Source organism: Caballeronia sp. LZ034LL (assembly GCF_031451215.1).
In the GTDB taxonomy this organism is placed as follows: domain Bacteria; phylum Pseudomonadota; class Gammaproteobacteria; order Burkholderiales; family Burkholderiaceae; genus Caballeronia.
This window is the reverse complement of record NZ_JARUXR010000004.1, coordinates 506,973-525,085: the sequence shown is the minus strand read 5'-3', so window position 1 is coordinate 525,085 and position 18,113 is coordinate 506,973. Positions and strand designations below refer to the sequence as shown.

Here is an 18,113-nt window from a genome sequence, read left to right as displayed (position 1 = left end):
GCATGAGTGAATGACACGGACGGAAACAATCGCCCCGAGCCAGGCTGGGCGGGGCTGCGGTCAGGACTGGGCGGTGTCGGCCAGCATCGCTGAATCGATGCAAAAACGCACCGCATGCTCGACAAAGGCGCGCACCTTGGCCGGCAACAGCGCGCGCGTGCTGTAGGCAATGCGGATCTCGATGGCCGAATCGACGCGTTCATAGGCGTCGAGCAGCGTGACGAGGCGGCCTTCGGCCACGTCGCGATCGACGAGCGCGGTCGGCAACACGCCGATGCCGAAGCCCTGCAGCACCATCTCGCGGTTGAACACCGCGCTGTTTGACGTCACGCCGTGACCGAGCGGCACCCGCAGCTCCTCGCCGCCGATGCGGAAGGTCAGCGCGGGCTTGCGGATCGACGGGGACATCGGCACGAATTCGTGATCCGTCAGTTCGGACGGATGGCGCGGCGCGGGATGCCGCGCGAGATACGCGGGACTCGCGACCAGCACCAGCGGAATGGTTTCCAGCAGGCGCGTGACTGCCGTGTCGGTGGTGAGCATGAACGGCAGCACGATGGCCAGATCGTAGCCTTCGCCGACGAGATCGACGGGCCGTTCGGTCAGCGTCACGTCGAGACGCACGTGCGGATGCGCGCGCCTGAAGCTGGCGACGAGCGGCGTATAGCGGCTCGTCATCACCGTAGTGTGCGCGACCAGCCGCAACAGGCCGGTCGCCTCGCTGGCGCGGTGCGACGCGCGTTCTTCCATGGCCTGGAGTTCGTCGAGCAGGCGCGAGCAATCAGCATAGAAGCGCTCGGCCGTCTCGGTCAGCGAGATCTGCCGCGTGGTGCGGTTGAACAGGCGGCTGCCGAGCCGCTCTTCCAGCCCCGCGATGGCGCGCGAGACCACCGGCGGCGACAAGCCCAGGATGTCGGCGGCGCGCGCGAAGCTCTTCGCTTCGACCACCGAGCAGAACACTTTCAGGCTCGTCAGATAATCCATTGCGGTTTCGTCGATGCAGGCGGAGGCGAAGCCCCGATCATGGCACGAAGCAAGCCGGGACGCTCTTCCGACGCTTGAGACGATTGCGCGGTTTTACGAGTCGATCGGACATTCACGCCGCGGCGGCGCGCGCCTAAAGTTCACTCACGCCATCCACATGGCTTGTCAACGAACCCAGGAGCTCACCATGTCACGTCTTTCCCAAGTCAACGTCAACGAAGCCACGGGCGTCACCGCCGACCTGTTCTCCGGCATCAAGAAGGCCATGGGCCGTGTGCCGAACGCCTATGCAACCATCGGCACGCACAGCCCGGCCGCGCTCGGCGCCACGCTCAACGGCGATGCGATCCTGGCGAAGAGCAGCCTCGAGAAGGCCGATGTCGAAGCGATCAAGCTCGCCGTCAGCGAACTCGTCGGCTGTGACTACTGTGCTGCCGCGCATACGGTGGTCGGCAAGATGGTCGGTCTCACGCAGCAGGAAACCCAGCAGATTAGGGCAGGCGAAGCCACCGGCAACGCGAAGCGTGACGCTCTGGTGCGCTTCGTGCGGCATCTCGTCAGCAGCAGCGGCACGGTGGATGCAGCGCGTCTCGACGAAGTGCGCGCGGCGGGTTATTCGGAAGCGCAAGTGATCGACACGCTGTTCGCGATGAGCGTCATCAACTTCACGAATCTCGTGAACCGCGTGAACGACACGACGCTCGACTTCCCGAAGCTGGTCTGAAGCGGCTCAGGGCGCGTTGTTCTTGCCGGTGAAGCGGTCGACGATCGCGCTGACGAGATCGACCGGCACCGGAAAGACGATCGTCGAATTCTTGTCGCCGGCGATCGTCGTCAGTGTCTGGAGATAACGCAGTTGCATCGCCTGCGGCGCCTGCGCGAGCATCTGCGCCGCCTGCAACAGCTTCTCGGAGGCCTGCAGCTCGCCTTCCGCATGAATGATCTTCGCGCGGCGCTCGCGTTCGGCTTCGGCCTGCCGGGCGATCGCGCGGATCATCGTCTCGTTGATGTCGACGTCCTTGATCTCCACGTTCGATACCTTGATGCCCCACGCGTCGGTCTGCGAATCGAGCACGTGCTGAATGTCGGCATTGAGGCGCTCGCGCTCGGACAGCAGTTCATCCAGTTCGTGCTTGCCGAGAATCGCGCGCAGCGTGGTCTGCGCAAGCTGGCTGGTCGCTTCGAGAAAACGCGCGACCTGGATCACGGCCTTTTCCGGATCGACGACCCGGAAGTACACCACCGCATTCACCTTCACGGAGACGTTGTCGCGCGTGATGACGTCCTGCGGCGGCACGTCGAACACGACGGTGCGCAAGTCCATCCGCACGACCTGCTGCACCACGGGAATGATCAGCACCAGGCCCGGGCCCTTGACCTTCCAGAAGCGCCCGAGCATGAAGACGACGCCGCGCTCGTACTCGCGAAAGATGCGCACCGCCGACGCCAGAATGAAGACGACGAGTGCAATCAGAATGCCGCCGAAACCGAAGGTAAGCCCCATTTCGCGAGCTTCGCTGTAAAGGTGTTCATGGATGACCGGCTTTGGTCGGTTCGTGCGCTTTGATCGCTTCATGCGCTTCGTGCGCCTCGTGCGCCTCGTGCGCTTCGACCGTCAGCGTCAGTCCCTGGCGTGAGATCACGCGTACGCGCGTGCCATCGGCCGGCAGCGCCTGCGCGTCGCCGGTGCGCACGCGCCAGCGCTCGCCGTGTACGCGCGCCCAGCCGCTGCCGGGCGCTGCGCCATCGCTCGGCAGCATCACGCCGATGCTGCCGGTCATCGCCTCCGCACCGCTCACGACCGGCCGCCTGCGCGCTTTCAGCGCCACGCCCCCCACGACGAACACGAACAACGCGGTGAACAGGGCGAGGCCGATCACGACGCCCAACGGAATGCCGAAGCCGGGAACATCGGTATCGATCAGCATCAGCGCGCCAATGGCAAACGCGACAATGCCGCCGATCCCGAGCGCGCCGAAAGTCGGCAGGAACATCTCGGCGATCAGGCAGCCGAGGCCGAACACGACCAGTCCCAGTCCGACATAGCTGACCGGCAGGAGTTGCAGCGCAAACAGTCCGATGAGCAGACAGATCGCGCCCGCGACGCCCGGCAGCACCATGCCCGGATTGGCGAACTCGAAGAACAGGCCGTAGAGGCCGATCATCATCAGGATGAGCGCGACGCTCGGGTCCGTGATGGTCGCGAGAAAGCGGCTGCGCCAGTCCGGCTCCAGCGTCTCGACGGACGCGCCGCGTGTGGCGAGCACGTGTTCTCCGGCGACGGTGCGCACGTGGCGGCCATCGAGCTTCGTGAGCAGATCGGGGATATCGGCGGCGTTCAGGTCGATCACGTGCTGGGCGAGCGCCTCGTCCGCCGAGAGCGCCACGGCCTCGCGCACGGCGCGTTCCGCCCATTGCGCATTGCGCCCGCGCAACTGGGCGAGGCCGCGTATATAGGCGGCGGCGTCCTGCATTTGCTTGCGGGTTTCGGTCGATTGGGAATCTGTTGCCGACGCTTCCTTGCCCGCGCGCGACGGCTCACCTCCCGCGCCGCCGATGCCGAGCTGCACCGGCGACGCCGCGCCGAGCGTCGTGCCGGGCGCCATCGCCGCGATATGGCTGGCATAGGCGATGTAGGTGCCGGCGCTGGCGGCGCGTGCGCCGCTCGGTGCGATGAACACGACCACCGGCACCGGCGACGCGAGCATGGCCTGGATGATCGAGCGCATCGACAGGTCGAGGCCACCGGGCGTGTCCAGTTGCAGCACCGCGAGCTGTGCATGCCCGGCGGCGGCACGAGCCAGCGCGCGCACGACGAAATCCGCGCTCGCCGGGCCGATTGCCCCTTTCAGCGGAATCACGACGACCGGCGCCGGCGCCGCGTGTGCGGACGCCGTCACGACCAACGCAACCAGCGCGACCAGCCACAGCCGGGCGCAGATCCGCATGCAGTCAACGAGTTTCTTTGTCATGGGCCGACACCGCCAGCGCGCACGCCGCTGCGGTCCTCCTCATGTTGCCGTTTCGTCTTCGCTTCAAGCTTAGAGCAAACGGATGCGCCGCGCGTTCACTGCCGAACCGTGATCCGGTCGATGACCTTGTCGACATCGGCCGTCTCGCCGAGTGCCGAGATAAAGTGGCTCCGGTCGAAATCGCGTGGGACGCAGCCATCGACGTAGATGAAGCGACGCTGGATGGTCAGCCACAGCGTCGTCTTCTCGCGCCACTGGAACGACGCATTCAGCGCATTCAGGCGCCGCGTCACACTTGCCGCGATTTCCTGGTCGTAGTCGTAGCTGTTCGAGAGACGGCAACGGCCCGCGAGCCAGCAGCTGTTGCCGCGCTCGATGCGGTAGTGCGCCTCGTCGAGCCACTCCTGCTCGGTCTCGAACGGTCCGGGGGGTGCGGTGCAACCAGGCAGCGCGCTCGACACCTGAATGAAAGGATCGTGCCCGCGGTTTTCACGGGCTTCGTCGGCGTGGGCCAATGTGGACACGATCAGCGCGACGGCCAGCACCGCGCGCACGCGCGAGAGCGTTCTTGAGATGGGGAGCGCTGCGCGCATCGTGACGCCCTTCATCGAGCCGGGATTCGAACAGCATAGTTCATTGCCCCGGCACGAACCGCCCGCGCTCAAGCCGATACACTGAACATCCCGACGCACTCTCCGCACCGAGACCGACATGAAACAGGCATTGCACCATCTGACGGTCGCGACAGGCTCGCGCGGCCTGCACGAAGTCACCCGCGACATCGACCGCTGGATCGACCTCCAGGACATCCGCACCGGCCTGCTGACCTTGTTCTGCCGGCACACGTCGGCTTCGCTGCTGATCCAGGAAAACGCCGATCCGGACGTCCGCGTGGATCTGGAGCGCTACTTCGAGACCGTGGCCCCCGAGGCGCCGGGCCGCTATGTGCACGACGCCGAAGGCCCCGACGACATGCCCGCGCATCTGCGCACGGCGCTGACCACCGTGCAGCTTTCGATTCCCGTCGAGGCCGGACGCATGGTCCTGGGCACGTGGCAAGGCATCTATGTCTTCGAGCACCGCACGGCGGAATATCAACGTGAACTGGTGTTGCATCTGATTGGCGAGTAATCTACTATACGCACCGCGTATATTTCGGAGCGGCGCCATGTCCCAGCATCTTCAGCAGCAGACCATTCTTCGCGACGCCATGCGGCGCCTGAACATGACCCGCGACGCTTTTGCGGGACGCATCGGCGTGACGCGACGCGCGCTGGATACGTGGCTGTTGCCGGACGAGTCGCCGGAATCCCGCGCGATGCCGGAAATCGCGGCGCGCTACGTCGCGGAGATTCTCAGCGGCATGCCGCAGAATGGCGAATATACGCAAAGCGCACATTTTTACATTGCGTTTGAGGGACGGCCGCAATTGCTGTCCATCGACCAGTTCTCGCGTGAATCCGCCGAGGCGCTGTTCCGCACGGCCGACATGATGCAGCCCATTGCGCGCCGCAAGAAGATCACGCGGGTACTTGAAGGCGCGGTACTGGCCAATCTGTTTTTCGAGGCCAGCACGCGTACGCGCGTGAGTTTCGGCGCAGCGTTCGCGCGACTGGGCGGCTCAGTGTGCGACACCACCGGCTTTACGTTTTCGTCGATGGCCAAGGGCGAATCCATCTACGACACGAGCCGCGTGATCAGCGGCTATGCAGACGCGATTGTCGTGCGGCATCCGGAACAGGGCTCGGTCGCAGAGTTCGCGCGCGCGACGAACATTCCCGTCATCAACGCCGGCGACGGACCAGGAGAACATCCGAGCCAGGCGCTGCTCGATCTTTATACGATCCAGCGCGAGTTCTCGCGGCTCGGCAAGATTGTCGATGGCGCGCATATCGCGATGGTCGGCGATCTCAAGTACGGCCGCACCGTGCATTCCCTCGCCAAGCTGCTCTCGCTCTACAAGGGACTCAAGTTCACGCTCGTCTCGCCAGGGTCGCTGGAGATGCCGGCGCATATCATCGACCGTCTTGCACGCAACGATCATGTGATCGAACAGACCAGCGATCTGCACGCCGGGCTGGCTGGCGCGGACGTCGTGTATGCGACGCGCATTCAGAAAGAGCGATTCGCGGATGAGTCCATCGAAGGCTATACGCCCGATTTCCAGATCAATCAGGCACTCGTCGATGCGGTATGCGGCCGCGACACGCTCATCATGCATCCGTTGCCGCGCGACAGCCGGCCGGGCGCGAACGATCTTGCAACGGACCTGAACCACGACTCGCGCCTCGCGATCTTCCGGCAGACCGATAACGGCATTGCCGTGCGCATGGCGATTTTCGCGGTGCTGCTGGGCGTTGAACATCAGGTGCGTCATTCGATGCGCGATGCCGCGTGGAAATCGCCTGCTTCGATTGGCCCGGACGATGCGGTGTTTCAGGGGTTCGATTGATCGGTTTCGCGCCGCACGTGATTGCCACAGGGCTAGTGACGTGCGGCGGAATTGCGGCCATGCATCGCGCTATCGATCACCTGCCTTTCGGCGTTCCTCCTCATAGATGGCGTAGGGCTTGAGACGCTTGATATCTTCCTCGGTAAGTTCCCAAGTGTCCGGGTCCAATGCTATGCCGCGGTTGATTGCTTCGTCTTCTTCGTCTGTGGGGAGGATGAAACCTTTAGGTGTTCGGTCATGTCCCATTGTTCTCTCTTACGGTCAGGTTAAGGTATGTGCGACGCAGGCTGATAGGTCCCCGCGCTTTGATTCTCTGCGTCAATCTCCGCGAAACACGCGTCTTCAAATAGGCTATAGCCCACCTCGCTTACAACAATCACGCAAGAGGTTGATCGACGTGTTTCGCGGCGCGCATGGTTGCGTGGAGGCCAGCGATGGGAGCCCGATCAAGGCGGATCACTGCGCTACCGATGACCCGCCTTCCGGCGTTCCTCCTCATAAATGGCGTAGGGCTTGAGGCGTGCGAACTCTTCGTCGGTCATCTCCCAGGTGTCCGGGTCCAATGCTATGCCGCGGTTGATTTGTTCTTCCTCCTCGTCCGTCGGAAGAATCAAACCATTGGGTGCTCGTTCAATTTTCATTTGTTTCTCTATCGTTCTGGCTATGTATTGGGACGCACGCTGCCGCGTGCTTTGGAATGGCTAAAAATAAAACAAGATATGATCTGCTTCTTGCGCCGCCCATAATATGGGCCCGTCGCTCCAAGTTTTTGTCGTTCTCCGACTTCAAGAAGTCGAGTTGGTCATAGACCCTTTTTATATCTTCGTGTTTCCCTTTTGTTTGCGCGACGCAGGCTTATGATGCGCCGTGACTTGTTCCTTTGCGTAAGTACCACGCAAAACATGCGTCCGCGAATGGGCATATAGCCCACCTCCCGAACTTCTCCATAATCTCGACGATCGTCCACTTCCAGCACGACTTCATCCCAAGCTATCTCACTCGCAAGCCTAAGCGACACCCCATGCTGAAGACAATTGATCGCGTCCTTCAACGGGTCAAACGTGATATCCGAATACATTCATTGTGGTTCCCAGAAGTTGAAGTAACAACCCGCGAAATCTCCGAATTCGCAACCGCCTGATACGAATCCTCGCGAGATCCCGCGTCACTTCATTCTTCTGCAACCCTCAAGGTTTCTCTATAGACCGATCGGCCAGCGAGCACGTGTGATCCTGAAGCTCCTCCGACGAAGCCCAGTCGCCCGCCTGCACATGATCGTTGAGCAGATAGAAAGCAGCCGACCCATCACTCCGCGCCGCACCCACCAGCAGCAGCGTCTGCTGGCCCATCGTCTGTCCGCGTTGCGCGGCGTACGGCGCGAGCAGCTTGAACGGATCCGTGTGCGACAGATCGGCATCGTCGATACGCATTGCGCTGTAGACGTGCCCGCGCAGCCGCACCGGCAACGGCGCCCACTCCGTGCCAATCCGCGGTCCCACCTCTCTCAGGGTTTGCGCGACATCGGCGGCGAGGCAATCGATATGGATATGCAGTTGATTCTGCGTGCGCCCGCTCGCGGAATTGATCGCGAGCGACACTTCATCGCGCGGCAAGGTGCGATGCAGCTTGCGGTCGACATACCCGCGTGCGTTCCAGGCATCGCGAAAGTAATTGGGTGAATCCGGCGCCAGCAGCGCGGGACTTTCAATGCCCGACACGCGCGCCGTCGGAATCAGCAGATACTGCGCGACGCCCACGAGATCCTTGAGCACCGCATAGCCTTCCGGCAGATTCACGTCCGCGCACTTCTGCTTCACCGGCGCGCCTTCGGCGGCCGGCTCGCAATAATCGTGGACGATGTCCCACAACGCGTTCGGGTTCGCCGCGCATGCGACCGGCAACGCGAGCGCAACGGCGACGCCGCACAGCGCCGCGAGGCGCCCCATTCCCTGAACAATCTTCATCGGCATGATCCGGCAGTGTGTGAAAGTCACCAGCCTGCCGGATTATGCTTGCGAGCGCGTGAAAGAGCGTAAAACCGCATCTTCAAAAAAGAGCCACGCCTCGCAACCGCTGCGTCAGACCCGCTCCACCGGATGCGGCTCCTTCAGCCGATTCGCCACCCGAGCCGCCTCGAAGTACGACCCGTTCGGCGGACGCTTCAGATACTGCCCCGCGCCGCGCTCCGCGCGCATCTCGCCGTCCGTCCAGACGAGCGCGCCCCGCGAAAGCGTGCTGGTCGCGACGCCCTGCACCGTCATCCCCTCGAAGACATTGAAGTCCACGTTCTGATGATGCGTCTTCACGGAGATGGTGCGCGTCGCGTTCGGATCCCACACAACCAGATCCGCGTCGGCGCCCACCTGCACCGCGCCCTTGCGCGGATACAGATTGAAAATCTGCGCTGCGTTGGTCGAGGTCACGCGCACGAACTCGTTCGGCGTCAGGCGGCCCATGTTGACGCCGTGATGCCACAGTACCGACATCCGGTCTTCCACGCCGCCGCAGCCGTTCGGAATACGCGTGAAGTCCTCGCGGCCCATCGCCTTCTGGGACGCGCAGAACACGCAATGATCCGTCGCGGTGGTATGCAGTTGCCCCGATTGCAAGCCGCGCCACAAGGCCTCGCGATGTTCGGCCGACCGGAACGGCGGGCTCATCACATGCGCGGCGGCACGCGTCCAGTCCGGATCGCGATAAACAGACTCATCGATCACCAGATGCCCCGGCAGCACTTCGCCGAACACACGCAGCCCGTCATTGCGCGCCTTCGCGATGACATCGACGGCATCTTTCGCCGACACATGCACGATGTACAACGGCACGCCCAGCACCTGCGCAATGCGGATCGCGCGGTTGGCGGCCTCGCCCTCCACTTCCGGCGGACGCGACAGCGGATGCGCCTCCGGCCCCTGAAAGCCCTTGGCGAGCAACTGCTTCTGCAACTGGAACACGAGTTCGCCGTTCTCGGCATGCACCGTCGGCAACGCGCCGAGTTCGAGCGAGCGGGTGAAGCTGTTCACCAGCACTTCGTCGTCGGCCATGATGGCGTTCTTGTACGCCATGAAATGCTTGAAGCTCGACACCCCGTGTTCCTGCACGAGCAAACCCATGTCGCGATGCACGGACTCGTCCCACCACGTCACCGCGACGTGAAAACCATAATCCGCCGACGCCTTCTCGGCCCAGCCGCGCCACTCCTTGAACGCGTCCATCAGCGGCTGTTTCGGGCTCGGAATCACGAAGTCGATGATGCTCGTCGTGCCGCCCGACAAACCCGCCGCCGTGCCGGTGTAGAAGTCGTCGCTGGCGGTCGTGCCCATGAAGGGCAGTTCCATGTGCGTATGCGGATCGATGCCGCCGGGCATCACGTACTGCCCGCCCGCATCGACTGTCTGCGTGCCGGCGGGCGCGTCGAGATCCGTGCCGATGGCGAGTATCGCGCCGCCGGCCTGCCGGTCCGCGCACAGCACGTCGGCGCGATAGGTGCGGTCCGCATCGATGACGGTGCCGCCGCGAATCAGGATAGGCATGAGTCGTCCTCCAGAAAGCAATCCGATAATGAGCCGTTCAGGCGCTGAGTACGCCGGCGCGCGGCGAGCCGCGCAGTTTCATCCACGAGCCATAGACCAGCGCCGCCAGCACGAGGCCCACGAACCACGCATACGTGTAGAGCGTATTGAAGAAGGCCGGCACGCCCGGGAACGAGGCCGGAAACGCGGTGTGCAGAAAGCCCGGCAAGTTGGGCAGCACGCCGACCAGCAACGCGACCACGGCAGCCACGTTCCAGCCGTTGCTATACGAGTACTCGCCGTGCTCGTCGAAGAGTTCGCGCTGATCGAGCCGCGTGCCGCGAATCAGGAAGTAATCGACCATCAGGATGCCCGCCACCGGTCCGAGCAAGGCCGAATAGCCGACCAGCCAGGTGAAGATGTAACCCTGCGTGGTCGCGAGAATCTTCCACGGCATCATCACGATGGCGACGGTCGCCGTGATCATGCCGCCCGCCCGGTACGAGATGCCCTTCGGCCACAGGCTCGAAAAGTCATAGGCGGGTCCGACGAGATTGGCCGCGAGATTGCAGCACATGGTGTCGAGCGTGAGGATCAGCAGCGCGACACCCACGCCGATGCCCGTCATGCGGCTCGTCAGGTCGATCGGGTCCCAGATGGCGTAACCGTAGATCACGACCGTCGCCGAGGTCACGACCACCGAGATCACGGAGAGCAAGGCCATCGGCACGGGCAGTCCGATCGACTGGCCGATCACTTGGTCGCGCTGCGTGCGGGCGAAACGCGTGAAATCGGGAATGTTGAGCGCGAGCGTCGCCCAGAAGCCGACCATCGCCGTGAGTCCCGGCCAGAACGTCGCCCAGAACAGTCCTTCCTTCTTGCCGCCCGCCGCGAACTGCGACGGCGCCGACAGCATCGAACCCAGTCCGCCTGCCTTCGAAGTCGCCCACCACACGAGCGCGATGCACATCACGACCTTGATCGGCGCCGACCAGCTTTCAAGCCAGCGGATCGAATCCGTGCCATGCCAGATGAAGTACAGCTGCAAGGCCCAAAACACGAGGAAGCACGCCAGCTGTCCGAGCGAGATGTCGATGAGCGGCAGCGCGGCGCCGTGCAGCGCGTTGCCGGTGAGGATGTTCAGCAGCGTGTAGATCGCGCTGCCGCCCAGCCAGGTCTGGATGCCGTACCAGCCACACGCGACCACCGCGCGCAACAGCGCGGGCAGCTTCGCGCCCTGCGTGCCGAACGACGAACGCACCAGCACCGCATAGGGAATGCCGTGTTTCGCGCCCGCATGGCCGATCAACAGCATCGGCGCGAGCACGATCAGGTTGCCGAGCAGCACGGTGAGCACCGCCTGCCATGGCGACATGCCCTGCTCCGTGAGTCCGGCCGCGAGCATGTACGACGCGATGTTCATCACCATGCCGACCCACAACGCCGCGAAGTGATACCACTTCCAGGTTCGCTGCGCAGGGCCGGTCGGCGCGAGATCGTCGTTGTACAGGCTGCTGGCCTCGACGTCGTGCGCTGTCTGCTTCATCGGATGCACTCCGGTTGATGTGTCCAGGAAACGATGGATGCGGAACGCAACGCCCCGCTCAGGCTGCCTTCACGGATTCTTCGTCGGTCACGCGCGCCGGATTGTTCGGGTGCGTGGCCCAGTTCGCGTACTCGCCGGCATCGACGCGCTCCATCGTGATGCACTGCTCGACCGGGCACACATGCATGCACAGATTGCAGCCGACACATTCCGCATCGACCACTTCGAAATGACGCTTGCCGTCCTTCTGCGCAAGAATGGCCTGATGCGACGTGTCCTCGCACGCGATATGACACAGCCCGCACTGAATGCACTTGTCCTGATCGATGCGCGCCTTGATGTCGTACTTGAGGTTGAGGTATTTCCAGTCGGTGACGTTGGGCACGGCGCGGCCGCGAATGTCGTCGAGCGTCGCGTAGCCTTTTTCGTCCATCCAGTTCGAGAGGCCATCCGCGAGATCGCTGACGATGCGAAAGCCGTAGTGCATCGCCGCCGTGCAGACCTGCACGCTGCCCGCGCCCAGCACCATGAACTCGGCCGCGTCGCGCCACGATGAGATACCGCCGATGCCCGAGATCGGCAGGTTCGGCGTCTCCGGGTCGCGTGCGATTTCCGCGACCATGTTCAGCGCGATCGGCTTCACGGCCGGGCCGCAATAGCCGCCGTGCGTGCCGCGGCCATCGACGGTGGGCATCGGCGCCATCTCGTCGAGATCGACGGCTACGATCGAGTTGATCGTGTTGATCAGCGACACGCCGTCCGCACCGCCCTTGAACGCGGCGCGCGAGCCCATGCGGATGTCGCTGATGTTGGGCGTCAGCTTGACGAGGCACGGCAGCTTCGTGCCCTCCTTCACCCAGCGCGTGACCATCTCGACATATTCGGGCACCTGTCCCACGGCCGCGCCCATGCCGCGCTCGCTCATGCCGTGCGGACAGCCGAAGTTCAGTTCGACCGCATCGGCGCCCGTGTCCTCGACCTGCGTAAGGATCCACTTCCAGTCACGCTCGTTGCACGGCACCATCAGCGACACGATCAACGCACGATCGGGCCAGTCGCGCTTCACCTGCTCGATCTCGCGCAGGTTGATATCGAGCGGCCGGTCGGTAATCAGCTCGATGTTGTTCAGCCCGGCGATACGCTGGCCGTTCCATTGGACCGCGCCGTAGCGCGAACTCACGTTGACGACGTGCGGGTCCAGCCCCAGCGTCTTCCAGACCACGCCGCCCCAGCCCGCCTCGAAGGCGCGGTTGACGTTATAGGCCTTGTCGGTGGGCGGCGCGGAGGCCAGCCAGAAGGGATTCGGCGAAGTGATGCCGGCGATGTTGCAAGTCAGGTCAGCCATGTTCGTTGCATTCCTTCTAAGGGTCTACGCAGCCTTGATGGCGGTCAGTTCGAACGATGCGTCGATGGACGCCGCCGCGAGCTTGCCGTCCTGCACCGCCTGCACGGTCAGATCGAGTCCTTCATGGGTCGCGCAGTCGCCGCCCGCCCAGACTTTGGCGAGGGTCGTCTGGCGGTTCTCGTCCGTCACGATGCGTCCGCCATCCAGCGTCAGCAGTTCGTGCGCGACGCCCACCGGCACGAGCGTCTGACCGATCGCCTTCAGCACCATGTCGGCTTCGATCACGAAGCGCTCCGCGTCGCGTTCGAACTCCACGCCGGTCACCTGGCCGTCCGCGCCGAGCAGCCGTACGGGCTTCGCATGCGTGACGATCGTGACGCCGTTGGTCTGCGCGAACTCGCGCTCCGCCCACGTCGCGCTCATGTTGTCGACGCCGCGCCGGTAGGCCATCGTCACGCTGGTCGCGCCGAGCTTGCGGCTCTGCACGCAGGCATCCACGGCCGTATTGCCGCCGCCGATCACCACCACACGCCGCCCCACCGGCACGCTCGCGAGTTCATCGGCCTGACGCACCTGCTCGATGAAATCCACCGCGTTCATCACGCCACCGAGCGTCTCGCCGTCCAGCGCCAGTTCACGCACGCCCGCCAGCCCGAAGCCGATGAAGACCGCGTCGTATTGCGTCCGCAGCTCGTCGAGCGTGACATCGCGGCCGAGCGCCATGCCCGTCCTGATCTCGATGCCGCCAATCGAATGCAGCCATTCGATCTCGCGCTGCGCATAGTCTTCGACCGTCTTGTACGCCGCGACCCCGTATTCGTTGAGGCCGCCTGGTTTGTCGCGTGCATCGAAGATCACCGCGCGATGTCCCGCCAGCGCGAGCCGATACGCGCACGCGAGCCCTGCCGGACCCGCGCCGACGACCGCCACGCGCCGGCCCGTCTCCGGCGCGCGCGAGAACAAGGGCTCGCCCCGGGCCATGGCACGGTCGGTCGCGTGACGCTGCAATGCGCCGATCGCCACCGGCTTGTCGCCCGGATGATTGCGTACGCAACTACCTTCGCAAAGAATCTCCGTCGGGCAGACGCGCGCGCACATGCCGCCGAGCGGATTGGCCGAGAGAATGTCCACAGCGGCGCCTTTCAGGTTGCCGTTGCCGATCTTGCGGATGAAGCCGGGAATGTCGATTTGCGTGGGACACGCCTGGATGCACGGCGCGTCGTAGCAATAGAAACAGCGGCTCGCGGCGGCGGCCGCTGCCGTGGCGTCGAGCAAGGGTGCGACATCCGCGAATTCGCAGGCAAGCTGTTCCGGTGCGAGGCGTCCGGTCGCAATGTCGCCGATGGTTTTCATGGTCATACACGATCCTCGATGAAGGCGTGACGGTGCCTTCCGTCCGCGTGTGGGGTCGCGGACGGATTGATGAGCGATGACAAAGGCGTTGCTTAAGAGGCGGGTTCCGACGCGCGTTCGAGCATCGCGTGCAGGAGCACGTTGGCGCCCGACTCGATCCACTCCTGCGTCGCGTCTTCGATTTCGTTATGACTGATGCCGTCCACGCATGGCACGAACACCATCGATGTCGGTGCGACCCGCGCGAGATAGCACGCATCGTGGCCCGCGCCCGACACCATGTCGCGATGCGAGTAGCCAAAGCGCTGCGCCGCCGCGCGCACGGACGCGACACACGCGGCATCGAACTTGACGGGCTCGTAGTAGAAGATCTGCTCGAGCTCGGTCTGCAGGCCGATCTCGCCCGCAATGCGCTCGACGCCTTCGCGCAGCGCCGCATCCATGCGGGCGAGCACGGCGTCGTCGGGATGACGGAAGTCCACCGTGAAGAACACGCGGCCCGGAATCACATTGCGTGAATTCGGATGCACCTGCAGCATGCCGACCGTCGCGCAGGCAAGCGGCGCATGATCGAGGCCGATGCGGTTCACCAGATCCACCACGCGCGCGGCGCCGAGCAAGGCGTCCTTGCGGCGCGGCATCGGCGTGGGGCCCGCATGCGCTTCCTGGCCCGTCAGCGTGATCTCATACCAGCGCTGGCCCTGCGCATCAGTCACGACGCCAATCGTCTTGTTCTCGGCTTCGAGTATCGGTCCCTGCTCGATGTGCAGTTCGAATGCTGCATGCAGCTTGCGGCCGCCGCATGGCTGATCGCCCGCATAGCCGATGCGCTTCAGTTCCTCGCCGATCGTCTTGCCGTCGGTGTCCTTGCGCGACAGGCCATAGTCGAGCGTGAAGGCGCCTGCGAAGACGCCCGACGCCACCATCGCCGGGGCGAAGCGCGAGCCTTCCTCGTTGGTCCAGATGACGACTTCGATCGGATGTTCGGTCTCGATGCCGCGATCGTTCAGCGAGCGGATCACTTCCAGTCCGCCGAGCACGCCATAGATGCCGTCGAAGCGGCCGCCGGTGGGTTGTGAATCGGCGTGCGAGCCGGTCATCACAGGCAAGGCGTCAAGGTTGCGGCCGGCGCGCCGCATGAACACGTTGCCCATCTGATCGACGCTCACCGTGCAGCCCGCTTCCTTCGCCCATGAAACGATGAGATTGCGGCCTTCGCGGTCGAGATCGGTCAGCGCCAGGCGGCAGACGCCGCCTTTGGGCGTGGCGCCGATCTTCGCCATCGTCATGAGACTGTTCCACAGTCTCTCGCCGTTGACCTTGATGGATGTGTCGAGACCAGCCTCTCGAAGTGAATCCGTGACAGCGTTCATGCGACGCGCTCCTTACTATCGGCCTTCGTCTGTGGGAACCGCGCTCGTGCATGCCGCACAGTGGCGGTGCACAAGTCTGTTCTGCGATGCATGCTGCAGGCAATGTGCTTCTTGTCGATGAGAGCACTTGTCGAATCCTGTCCGGTTGGACAGGTTGTAGCCGATTAAAATAAGCAAATCAACGTCTTTCGTGCGCCGGCGTACCAAGCGATTTGCATGCCATTGCTGTGCAGCATCGATGTGGCATGGCTGAGGCGGCGCTTTCGTCGCGATGCAGCGCGGCGTGCATGAACGGCGCAATTGAGGCACGATGCGGCACACACGAGCTCGACAATCGACGATGAGACACGACGAAGCGGCACACGGCATCATTGAAAGCGCGGCCGAAGCACCGCCTTTGCGGCGGCGCAAGGCGCAGATCCGCGAGAGCAACGAAGCGCAGTTGCTGGCCTGCGCGGAAGAGGTCTTCGCGGAGAAGGGACTCGAAGGCGCGAGCACCGCGATGATCGCGGAGCGCGCCGGCCTGCCCAAGGCCAACCTGCATTACTACTTCCCGAGCAAGCTGGCGCTGTACCGTCGCGTGCTCGAAGACCTGTTCGAGGACTGGCATCGCGCGGCGGATACCTTCGAATGCAGCGACGATCCTGTCGAAGCCATCGGCGGCTATGTGCGCGCCAAGATGGAGCTGTCGCGCCGCCGGCCGCTCGGCTCGAAGGTGTGGGCGAGCGAGATCATCCACGGCGCGCATCACATGCAGGACATTCTCAACGCGCGCGTGAAACCATGGCTCGACACGCGTGTGAAAGTGATCGACGGCTGGGTCGCGCGCGGCCTGCTCGCGCCGGTCGAGGCGGATACCTTCATGTTCATGATCTGGGCGATCACCCAGCATTACGCCGACTTCGATGCGCAGATCCGCGCGCTCAAGGGCAAGCGTGCGCTGACGCGCAAGGCCTTCGACGAGCAGACGGAGGAAGTGGTCAGGCTCGTGATTCGCGCGTGTGGCGCGGTGTCGCCTGGCGATGCGGGCGCAGGCGAGAAGTAAAAAAAACGCCGGTCGCTCTGTAGCGGCCGGCGTTCCGGTACTGCGTGATGCTTACTGCGTGACGCTAACTGCGTGATGCGTACTGCTTGCTGCGGTGATGCTTCACTGCTTACTGCATTTCTCGCAAGTACTGCCGGTACTGCCACTGCTCTTGCTTTCTGAGACTGCAACTGCAACGTCAACTTCAACTGCTGCTTCACCTTCAACTACCACCTCGACTGCCACTTCAGTTGCCACATCTACTGCACCTGCTCTTCAACGCTGCTTTCCCGGCGAATCCGCCGGGTCAAATCAGTGGCCGAAGTAGACCGAGTTGCGATCCGACATCGACACGTTGGCGCGCGCTGCACCGTTCGCTGCGCCCGATTGCGACGTGCCTGCGGTCGAAGCACCATAAGCCGTCTGGCCGTTTTCGGCGTTCACACGGGCTTGTGCTGCTTGCAGTTGTTGCGGGTAGTTCACGCGGTCTTGCGACGGGTTGTAGCCGGCCTTTTCCAGTTGAACCAGTTCGGCGCGGACTTCAGCGCGGGTCACCGGCGCATTGCTTTGTGCGAACGCGAAGCTCGGAGCAGCAAGAGCAGTGGCGATGACGAGTGCGGGAACGAGTGCCTTGATCATGATGAACCTCCAGTTTGTCTTGTTTTGAAATCGAAACCGAATCGGAAGCTAATTAAGTCGTTTCTGATTTCGTTTCGCTTGAAGACAGTGTAGGAGGCAGACAACCTAGGGGAAACCCCGATTTCAATGAAACATATTTGTTCCGATTGCAATAATGCCTTTTGACGGATGAAACGACTTTCGGCAGCATAATCGTTTGACGCGGCTTCATCCTGTTGATTTTGCTGTGATTTTTAAGGACGCCACCATCCGTCGCGCGCCATCCCGCGTACGCGCAGTCCAAACGTCATTGCACATTGGCCAGCCAATCGCCATTTTGCTGACAGCTTCAGCCGGCCGTCGCGCGGTCCCGATTCAAATCGATACCGATGTGCAGCCACCCCGCATCGTTGTCCGCGATGCACGCCGCCGGTTGATCGAGCCGCAGCGTGTCGGCTGAATGAAGCGTGAGGCGAGCGCCGTCGGCGAGCTTGATCTCGATCTGTCCGCTCACGCAGAAGACGAACGTCACATCATGCGCACACTCGACCGCATGCGCGCCACGCCGGGCCTCGACAGTCGCGCGCGCAAGATCGCGACGGACCATCACGTTGAAATCGCGCGTCGGACCGTCGATCAGCGTGGCGTGAATCTGCGTCTCGCCCGCAAAGCGCGCCATGGCCAGCGGCCGGTCGAGCACATGCATCGCACCGCCCGCTTCCGCGAGCCGCATGCCTGCGCCATCGAGCAGCACGAGCACCCGATCGATGCCCGCAAACGAAGAGAACGCGCCATCCTGCGCCACGTCCGCGAGCGAGAGACGCCACGCGAACCCATCCAGCGACGCGCCCTGTGGCCCCGTCGCGATTTCCCGCGTCATGCCGCCGCCGTTCTTCCACGGCTGCGGCGCAAGCGAAGCTGCACGAATCATCAT

Annotated in this window: 18 protein-coding genes; 4 read left to right on the top strand and 14 right to left on the bottom strand. The window is 63.5% G+C overall.

Going from position 1 to position 18,113, the window contains the following annotated elements; genetic code table 11:
- Positions 1–60: 60 nt before the first annotated feature.
- Positions 61–984: a LysR substrate-binding domain-containing protein gene (locus QCE83_RS29760; RefSeq protein ID WP_309819648.1), complete on the bottom strand. Its 924-nt coding sequence runs from the start codon at positions 982–984 to the stop codon at positions 61–63.
- Positions 985–1,171: 187 nt separating this feature from the next.
- Between QCE83_RS29760 and QCE83_RS29755 the strand changes: the two genes are divergently transcribed.
- Positions 1,172–1,708: a carboxymuconolactone decarboxylase family protein gene (locus QCE83_RS29755; RefSeq protein WP_309819646.1), complete on the top strand. Its 537-nt coding sequence runs from the start codon at positions 1,172–1,174 to the stop codon at positions 1,706–1,708.
- A gap of 6 nt (positions 1,709–1,714) precedes the next feature.
- Here QCE83_RS29755 and QCE83_RS29750 read toward each other — a convergent pair whose 3' ends face one another.
- The 3 genes from QCE83_RS29750 to QCE83_RS29740 form a co-directional block, all read right to left on the bottom strand.
- Entirely contained in the window at positions 1,715–2,488 is a 774-nt protein-coding gene (locus tag QCE83_RS29750) for a slipin family protein (RefSeq protein WP_309819644.1), read from the bottom strand.
- A 25-nt stretch (positions 2,489–2,513) separates the two neighbouring features.
- Positions 2,514–3,956 carry an NfeD family protein gene (locus tag QCE83_RS29745; protein WP_404985860.1) on the bottom strand — a complete coding sequence of 481 codons (1,443 nt, stop codon included), beginning with the start codon at positions 3,954–3,956 and terminating at the stop codon, positions 2,514–2,516.
- Between the two features lie 95 nt (positions 3,957–4,051).
- Complete coding sequence (locus tag QCE83_RS29740) at positions 4,052–4,510, bottom strand: BON domain-containing protein (RefSeq protein ID WP_309819642.1); 459 nt, start codon at positions 4,508–4,510, stop codon at positions 4,052–4,054.
- Between the two features lie 157 nt (positions 4,511–4,667).
- Between QCE83_RS29740 and QCE83_RS29735 the strand changes: the two genes are divergently transcribed.
- Both QCE83_RS29735 and QCE83_RS29730 read left to right on the top strand, forming a co-directional pair.
- Positions 4,668–5,087, top strand: a complete 420-nt coding sequence (locus QCE83_RS29735; protein WP_309819640.1) for a secondary thiamine-phosphate synthase enzyme YjbQ — start codon at positions 4,668–4,670, stop codon at positions 5,085–5,087.
- A 37-nt stretch (positions 5,088–5,124) separates the two neighbouring features.
- Complete coding sequence (locus QCE83_RS29730; RefSeq protein ID WP_309819637.1) at positions 5,125–6,408, top strand: aspartate carbamoyltransferase; 1,284 nt, start codon at positions 5,125–5,127, stop codon at positions 6,406–6,408.
- 464 nt (positions 6,409–6,872) lie between these two features.
- On the opposite strand, the gene QCE83_RS29725 is transcribed toward QCE83_RS29730, so the two are convergent.
- The 8 genes from QCE83_RS29725 to QCE83_RS29690 form a co-directional block, all read right to left on the bottom strand.
- Positions 6,873–7,049: a hypothetical protein gene (locus tag QCE83_RS29725; RefSeq protein ID WP_309819635.1), complete on the bottom strand. Its 177-nt coding sequence runs from the start codon at positions 7,047–7,049 to the stop codon at positions 6,873–6,875.
- A 161-nt stretch (positions 7,050–7,210) separates the two neighbouring features.
- Complete coding sequence (locus QCE83_RS29720; protein ID WP_309819633.1) at positions 7,211–7,486, bottom strand: BrnT family toxin; 276 nt, start codon at positions 7,484–7,486, stop codon at positions 7,211–7,213.
- 109 nt (positions 7,487–7,595) lie between these two features.
- The gene (locus tag QCE83_RS29715) at positions 7,596–8,372 is read right to left on the bottom strand and encodes a CDP-diacylglycerol diphosphatase (RefSeq protein WP_309819629.1); all 777 of its coding nucleotides are present in this window, start codon (positions 8,370–8,372) and stop codon (positions 7,596–7,598) included.
- Positions 8,373–8,486: 114 nt separating this feature from the next.
- Positions 8,487–9,941: a dihydropyrimidinase gene (gene hydA, locus QCE83_RS29710; RefSeq protein ID WP_309819628.1), complete on the bottom strand. Its 1,455-nt coding sequence runs from the start codon at positions 9,939–9,941 to the stop codon at positions 8,487–8,489.
- Between the two features lie 37 nt (positions 9,942–9,978).
- Complete coding sequence (locus QCE83_RS29705) at positions 9,979–11,466, bottom strand: NCS1 family nucleobase:cation symporter-1 (RefSeq protein ID WP_309819625.1); 1,488 nt, start codon at positions 11,464–11,466, stop codon at positions 9,979–9,981.
- A gap of 58 nt (positions 11,467–11,524) precedes the next feature.
- Positions 11,525–12,811 carry an NAD-dependent dihydropyrimidine dehydrogenase subunit PreA gene (gene preA, locus QCE83_RS29700; RefSeq protein WP_309819621.1) on the bottom strand — a complete coding sequence of 429 codons (1,287 nt, stop codon included), beginning with the start codon at positions 12,809–12,811 and terminating at the stop codon, positions 11,525–11,527.
- 24 nt (positions 12,812–12,835) lie between these two features.
- Complete coding sequence (locus QCE83_RS29695) at positions 12,836–14,170, bottom strand: NAD(P)-dependent oxidoreductase (protein ID WP_309819620.1); 1,335 nt, start codon at positions 14,168–14,170, stop codon at positions 12,836–12,838.
- A gap of 86 nt (positions 14,171–14,256) precedes the next feature.
- Positions 14,257–15,537 (bottom strand): Zn-dependent hydrolase, encoded by a 1,281-nt coding sequence (locus tag QCE83_RS29690; protein ID WP_309819618.1) that lies wholly within the window; start codon positions 15,535–15,537, stop codon positions 14,257–14,259.
- Positions 15,538–15,877: 340 nt separating this feature from the next.
- Between QCE83_RS29690 and QCE83_RS29685 the strand changes: the two genes are divergently transcribed.
- Complete coding sequence (locus QCE83_RS29685) at positions 15,878–16,582, top strand: TetR/AcrR family transcriptional regulator (RefSeq protein ID WP_309819616.1); 705 nt, start codon at positions 15,878–15,880, stop codon at positions 16,580–16,582.
- A gap of 291 nt (positions 16,583–16,873) precedes the next feature.
- Here QCE83_RS29685 and QCE83_RS29680 read toward each other — a convergent pair whose 3' ends face one another.
- Together QCE83_RS29680 and QCE83_RS29675 are read right to left on the bottom strand one after the other, a co-directional pair.
- Positions 16,874–17,197: a DUF4148 domain-containing protein gene (locus QCE83_RS29680; protein WP_309821171.1), complete on the bottom strand. Its 324-nt coding sequence runs from the start codon at positions 17,195–17,197 to the stop codon at positions 16,874–16,876.
- A gap of 331 nt (positions 17,198–17,528) precedes the next feature.
- Positions 17,529–18,110, bottom strand: a complete 582-nt coding sequence (locus QCE83_RS29675) for a HutD family protein (protein ID WP_309821170.1) — start codon at positions 18,108–18,110, stop codon at positions 17,529–17,531.
- Positions 18,111–18,113 lie beyond the last annotated feature (3 nt).

What these genes read in the sequence shown, in the direction of transcription:
- QCE83_RS29720 (WP_309819633.1), bottom strand. Translation starts at nt 7,486, where the DNA reads ATGTATTCGGATATCACGTTTGACCCGTTGAAGGACGCGATCAATTGT.
- QCE83_RS29730 (WP_309819637.1), top strand. Translation starts at nt 5,125, where the DNA reads ATGTCCCAGCATCTTCAGCAGCAGACCATTCTTCGCGACGCCATGCGG.
- QCE83_RS29690 (WP_309819618.1), bottom strand. Translation starts at nt 15,537, where the DNA reads ATGAACGCTGTCACGGATTCACTTCGAGAGGCTGGTCTCGACACATCC.
- QCE83_RS29675 (WP_309821170.1), bottom strand. Translation starts at nt 18,110, where the DNA reads ATGATTCGTGCAGCTTCGCTTGCGCCGCAGCCGTGGAAGAACGGCGGC.
- QCE83_RS29755 (WP_309819646.1), top strand. Translation starts at nt 1,172, where the DNA reads ATGTCACGTCTTTCCCAAGTCAACGTCAACGAAGCCACGGGCGTCACC.
- QCE83_RS29735 (WP_309819640.1), top strand. Translation starts at nt 4,668, where the DNA reads ATGAAACAGGCATTGCACCATCTGACGGTCGCGACAGGCTCGCGCGGC.
- hydA (WP_309819628.1), bottom strand. Translation starts at nt 9,941, where the DNA reads ATGCCTATCCTGATTCGCGGCGGCACCGTCATCGATGCGGACCGCACC.
- QCE83_RS29705 (WP_309819625.1), bottom strand. Translation starts at nt 11,466, where the DNA reads ATGAAGCAGACAGCGCACGACGTCGAGGCCAGCAGCCTGTACAACGAC.
- QCE83_RS29685 (WP_309819616.1), top strand. Translation starts at nt 15,878, where the DNA reads ATGAGACACGACGAAGCGGCACACGGCATCATTGAAAGCGCGGCCGAA.
- QCE83_RS29695 (WP_309819620.1), bottom strand. Translation starts at nt 14,170, where the DNA reads ATGACCATGAAAACCATCGGCGACATTGCGACCGGACGCCTCGCACCG.
- QCE83_RS29750 (WP_309819644.1), bottom strand. Translation starts at nt 2,488, where the DNA reads ATGGGGCTTACCTTCGGTTTCGGCGGCATTCTGATTGCACTCGTCGTC.
- QCE83_RS29725 (WP_309819635.1), bottom strand. Translation starts at nt 7,049, where the DNA reads ATGAAAATTGAACGAGCACCCAATGGTTTGATTCTTCCGACGGACGAG.
- QCE83_RS29760 (WP_309819648.1), bottom strand. Translation starts at nt 984, where the DNA reads ATGGATTATCTGACGAGCCTGAAAGTGTTCTGCTCGGTGGTCGAAGCG.
- QCE83_RS29745 (WP_404985860.1), bottom strand. Translation starts at nt 3,956, where the DNA reads ATGACAAAGAAACTCGTTGACTGCATGCGGATCTGCGCCCGGCTGTGG.
- preA (WP_309819621.1), bottom strand. Translation starts at nt 12,811, where the DNA reads ATGGCTGACCTGACTTGCAACATCGCCGGCATCACTTCGCCGAATCCC.
- QCE83_RS29715 (WP_309819629.1), bottom strand. Translation starts at nt 8,372, where the DNA reads ATGAAGATTGTTCAGGGAATGGGGCGCCTCGCGGCGCTGTGCGGCGTC.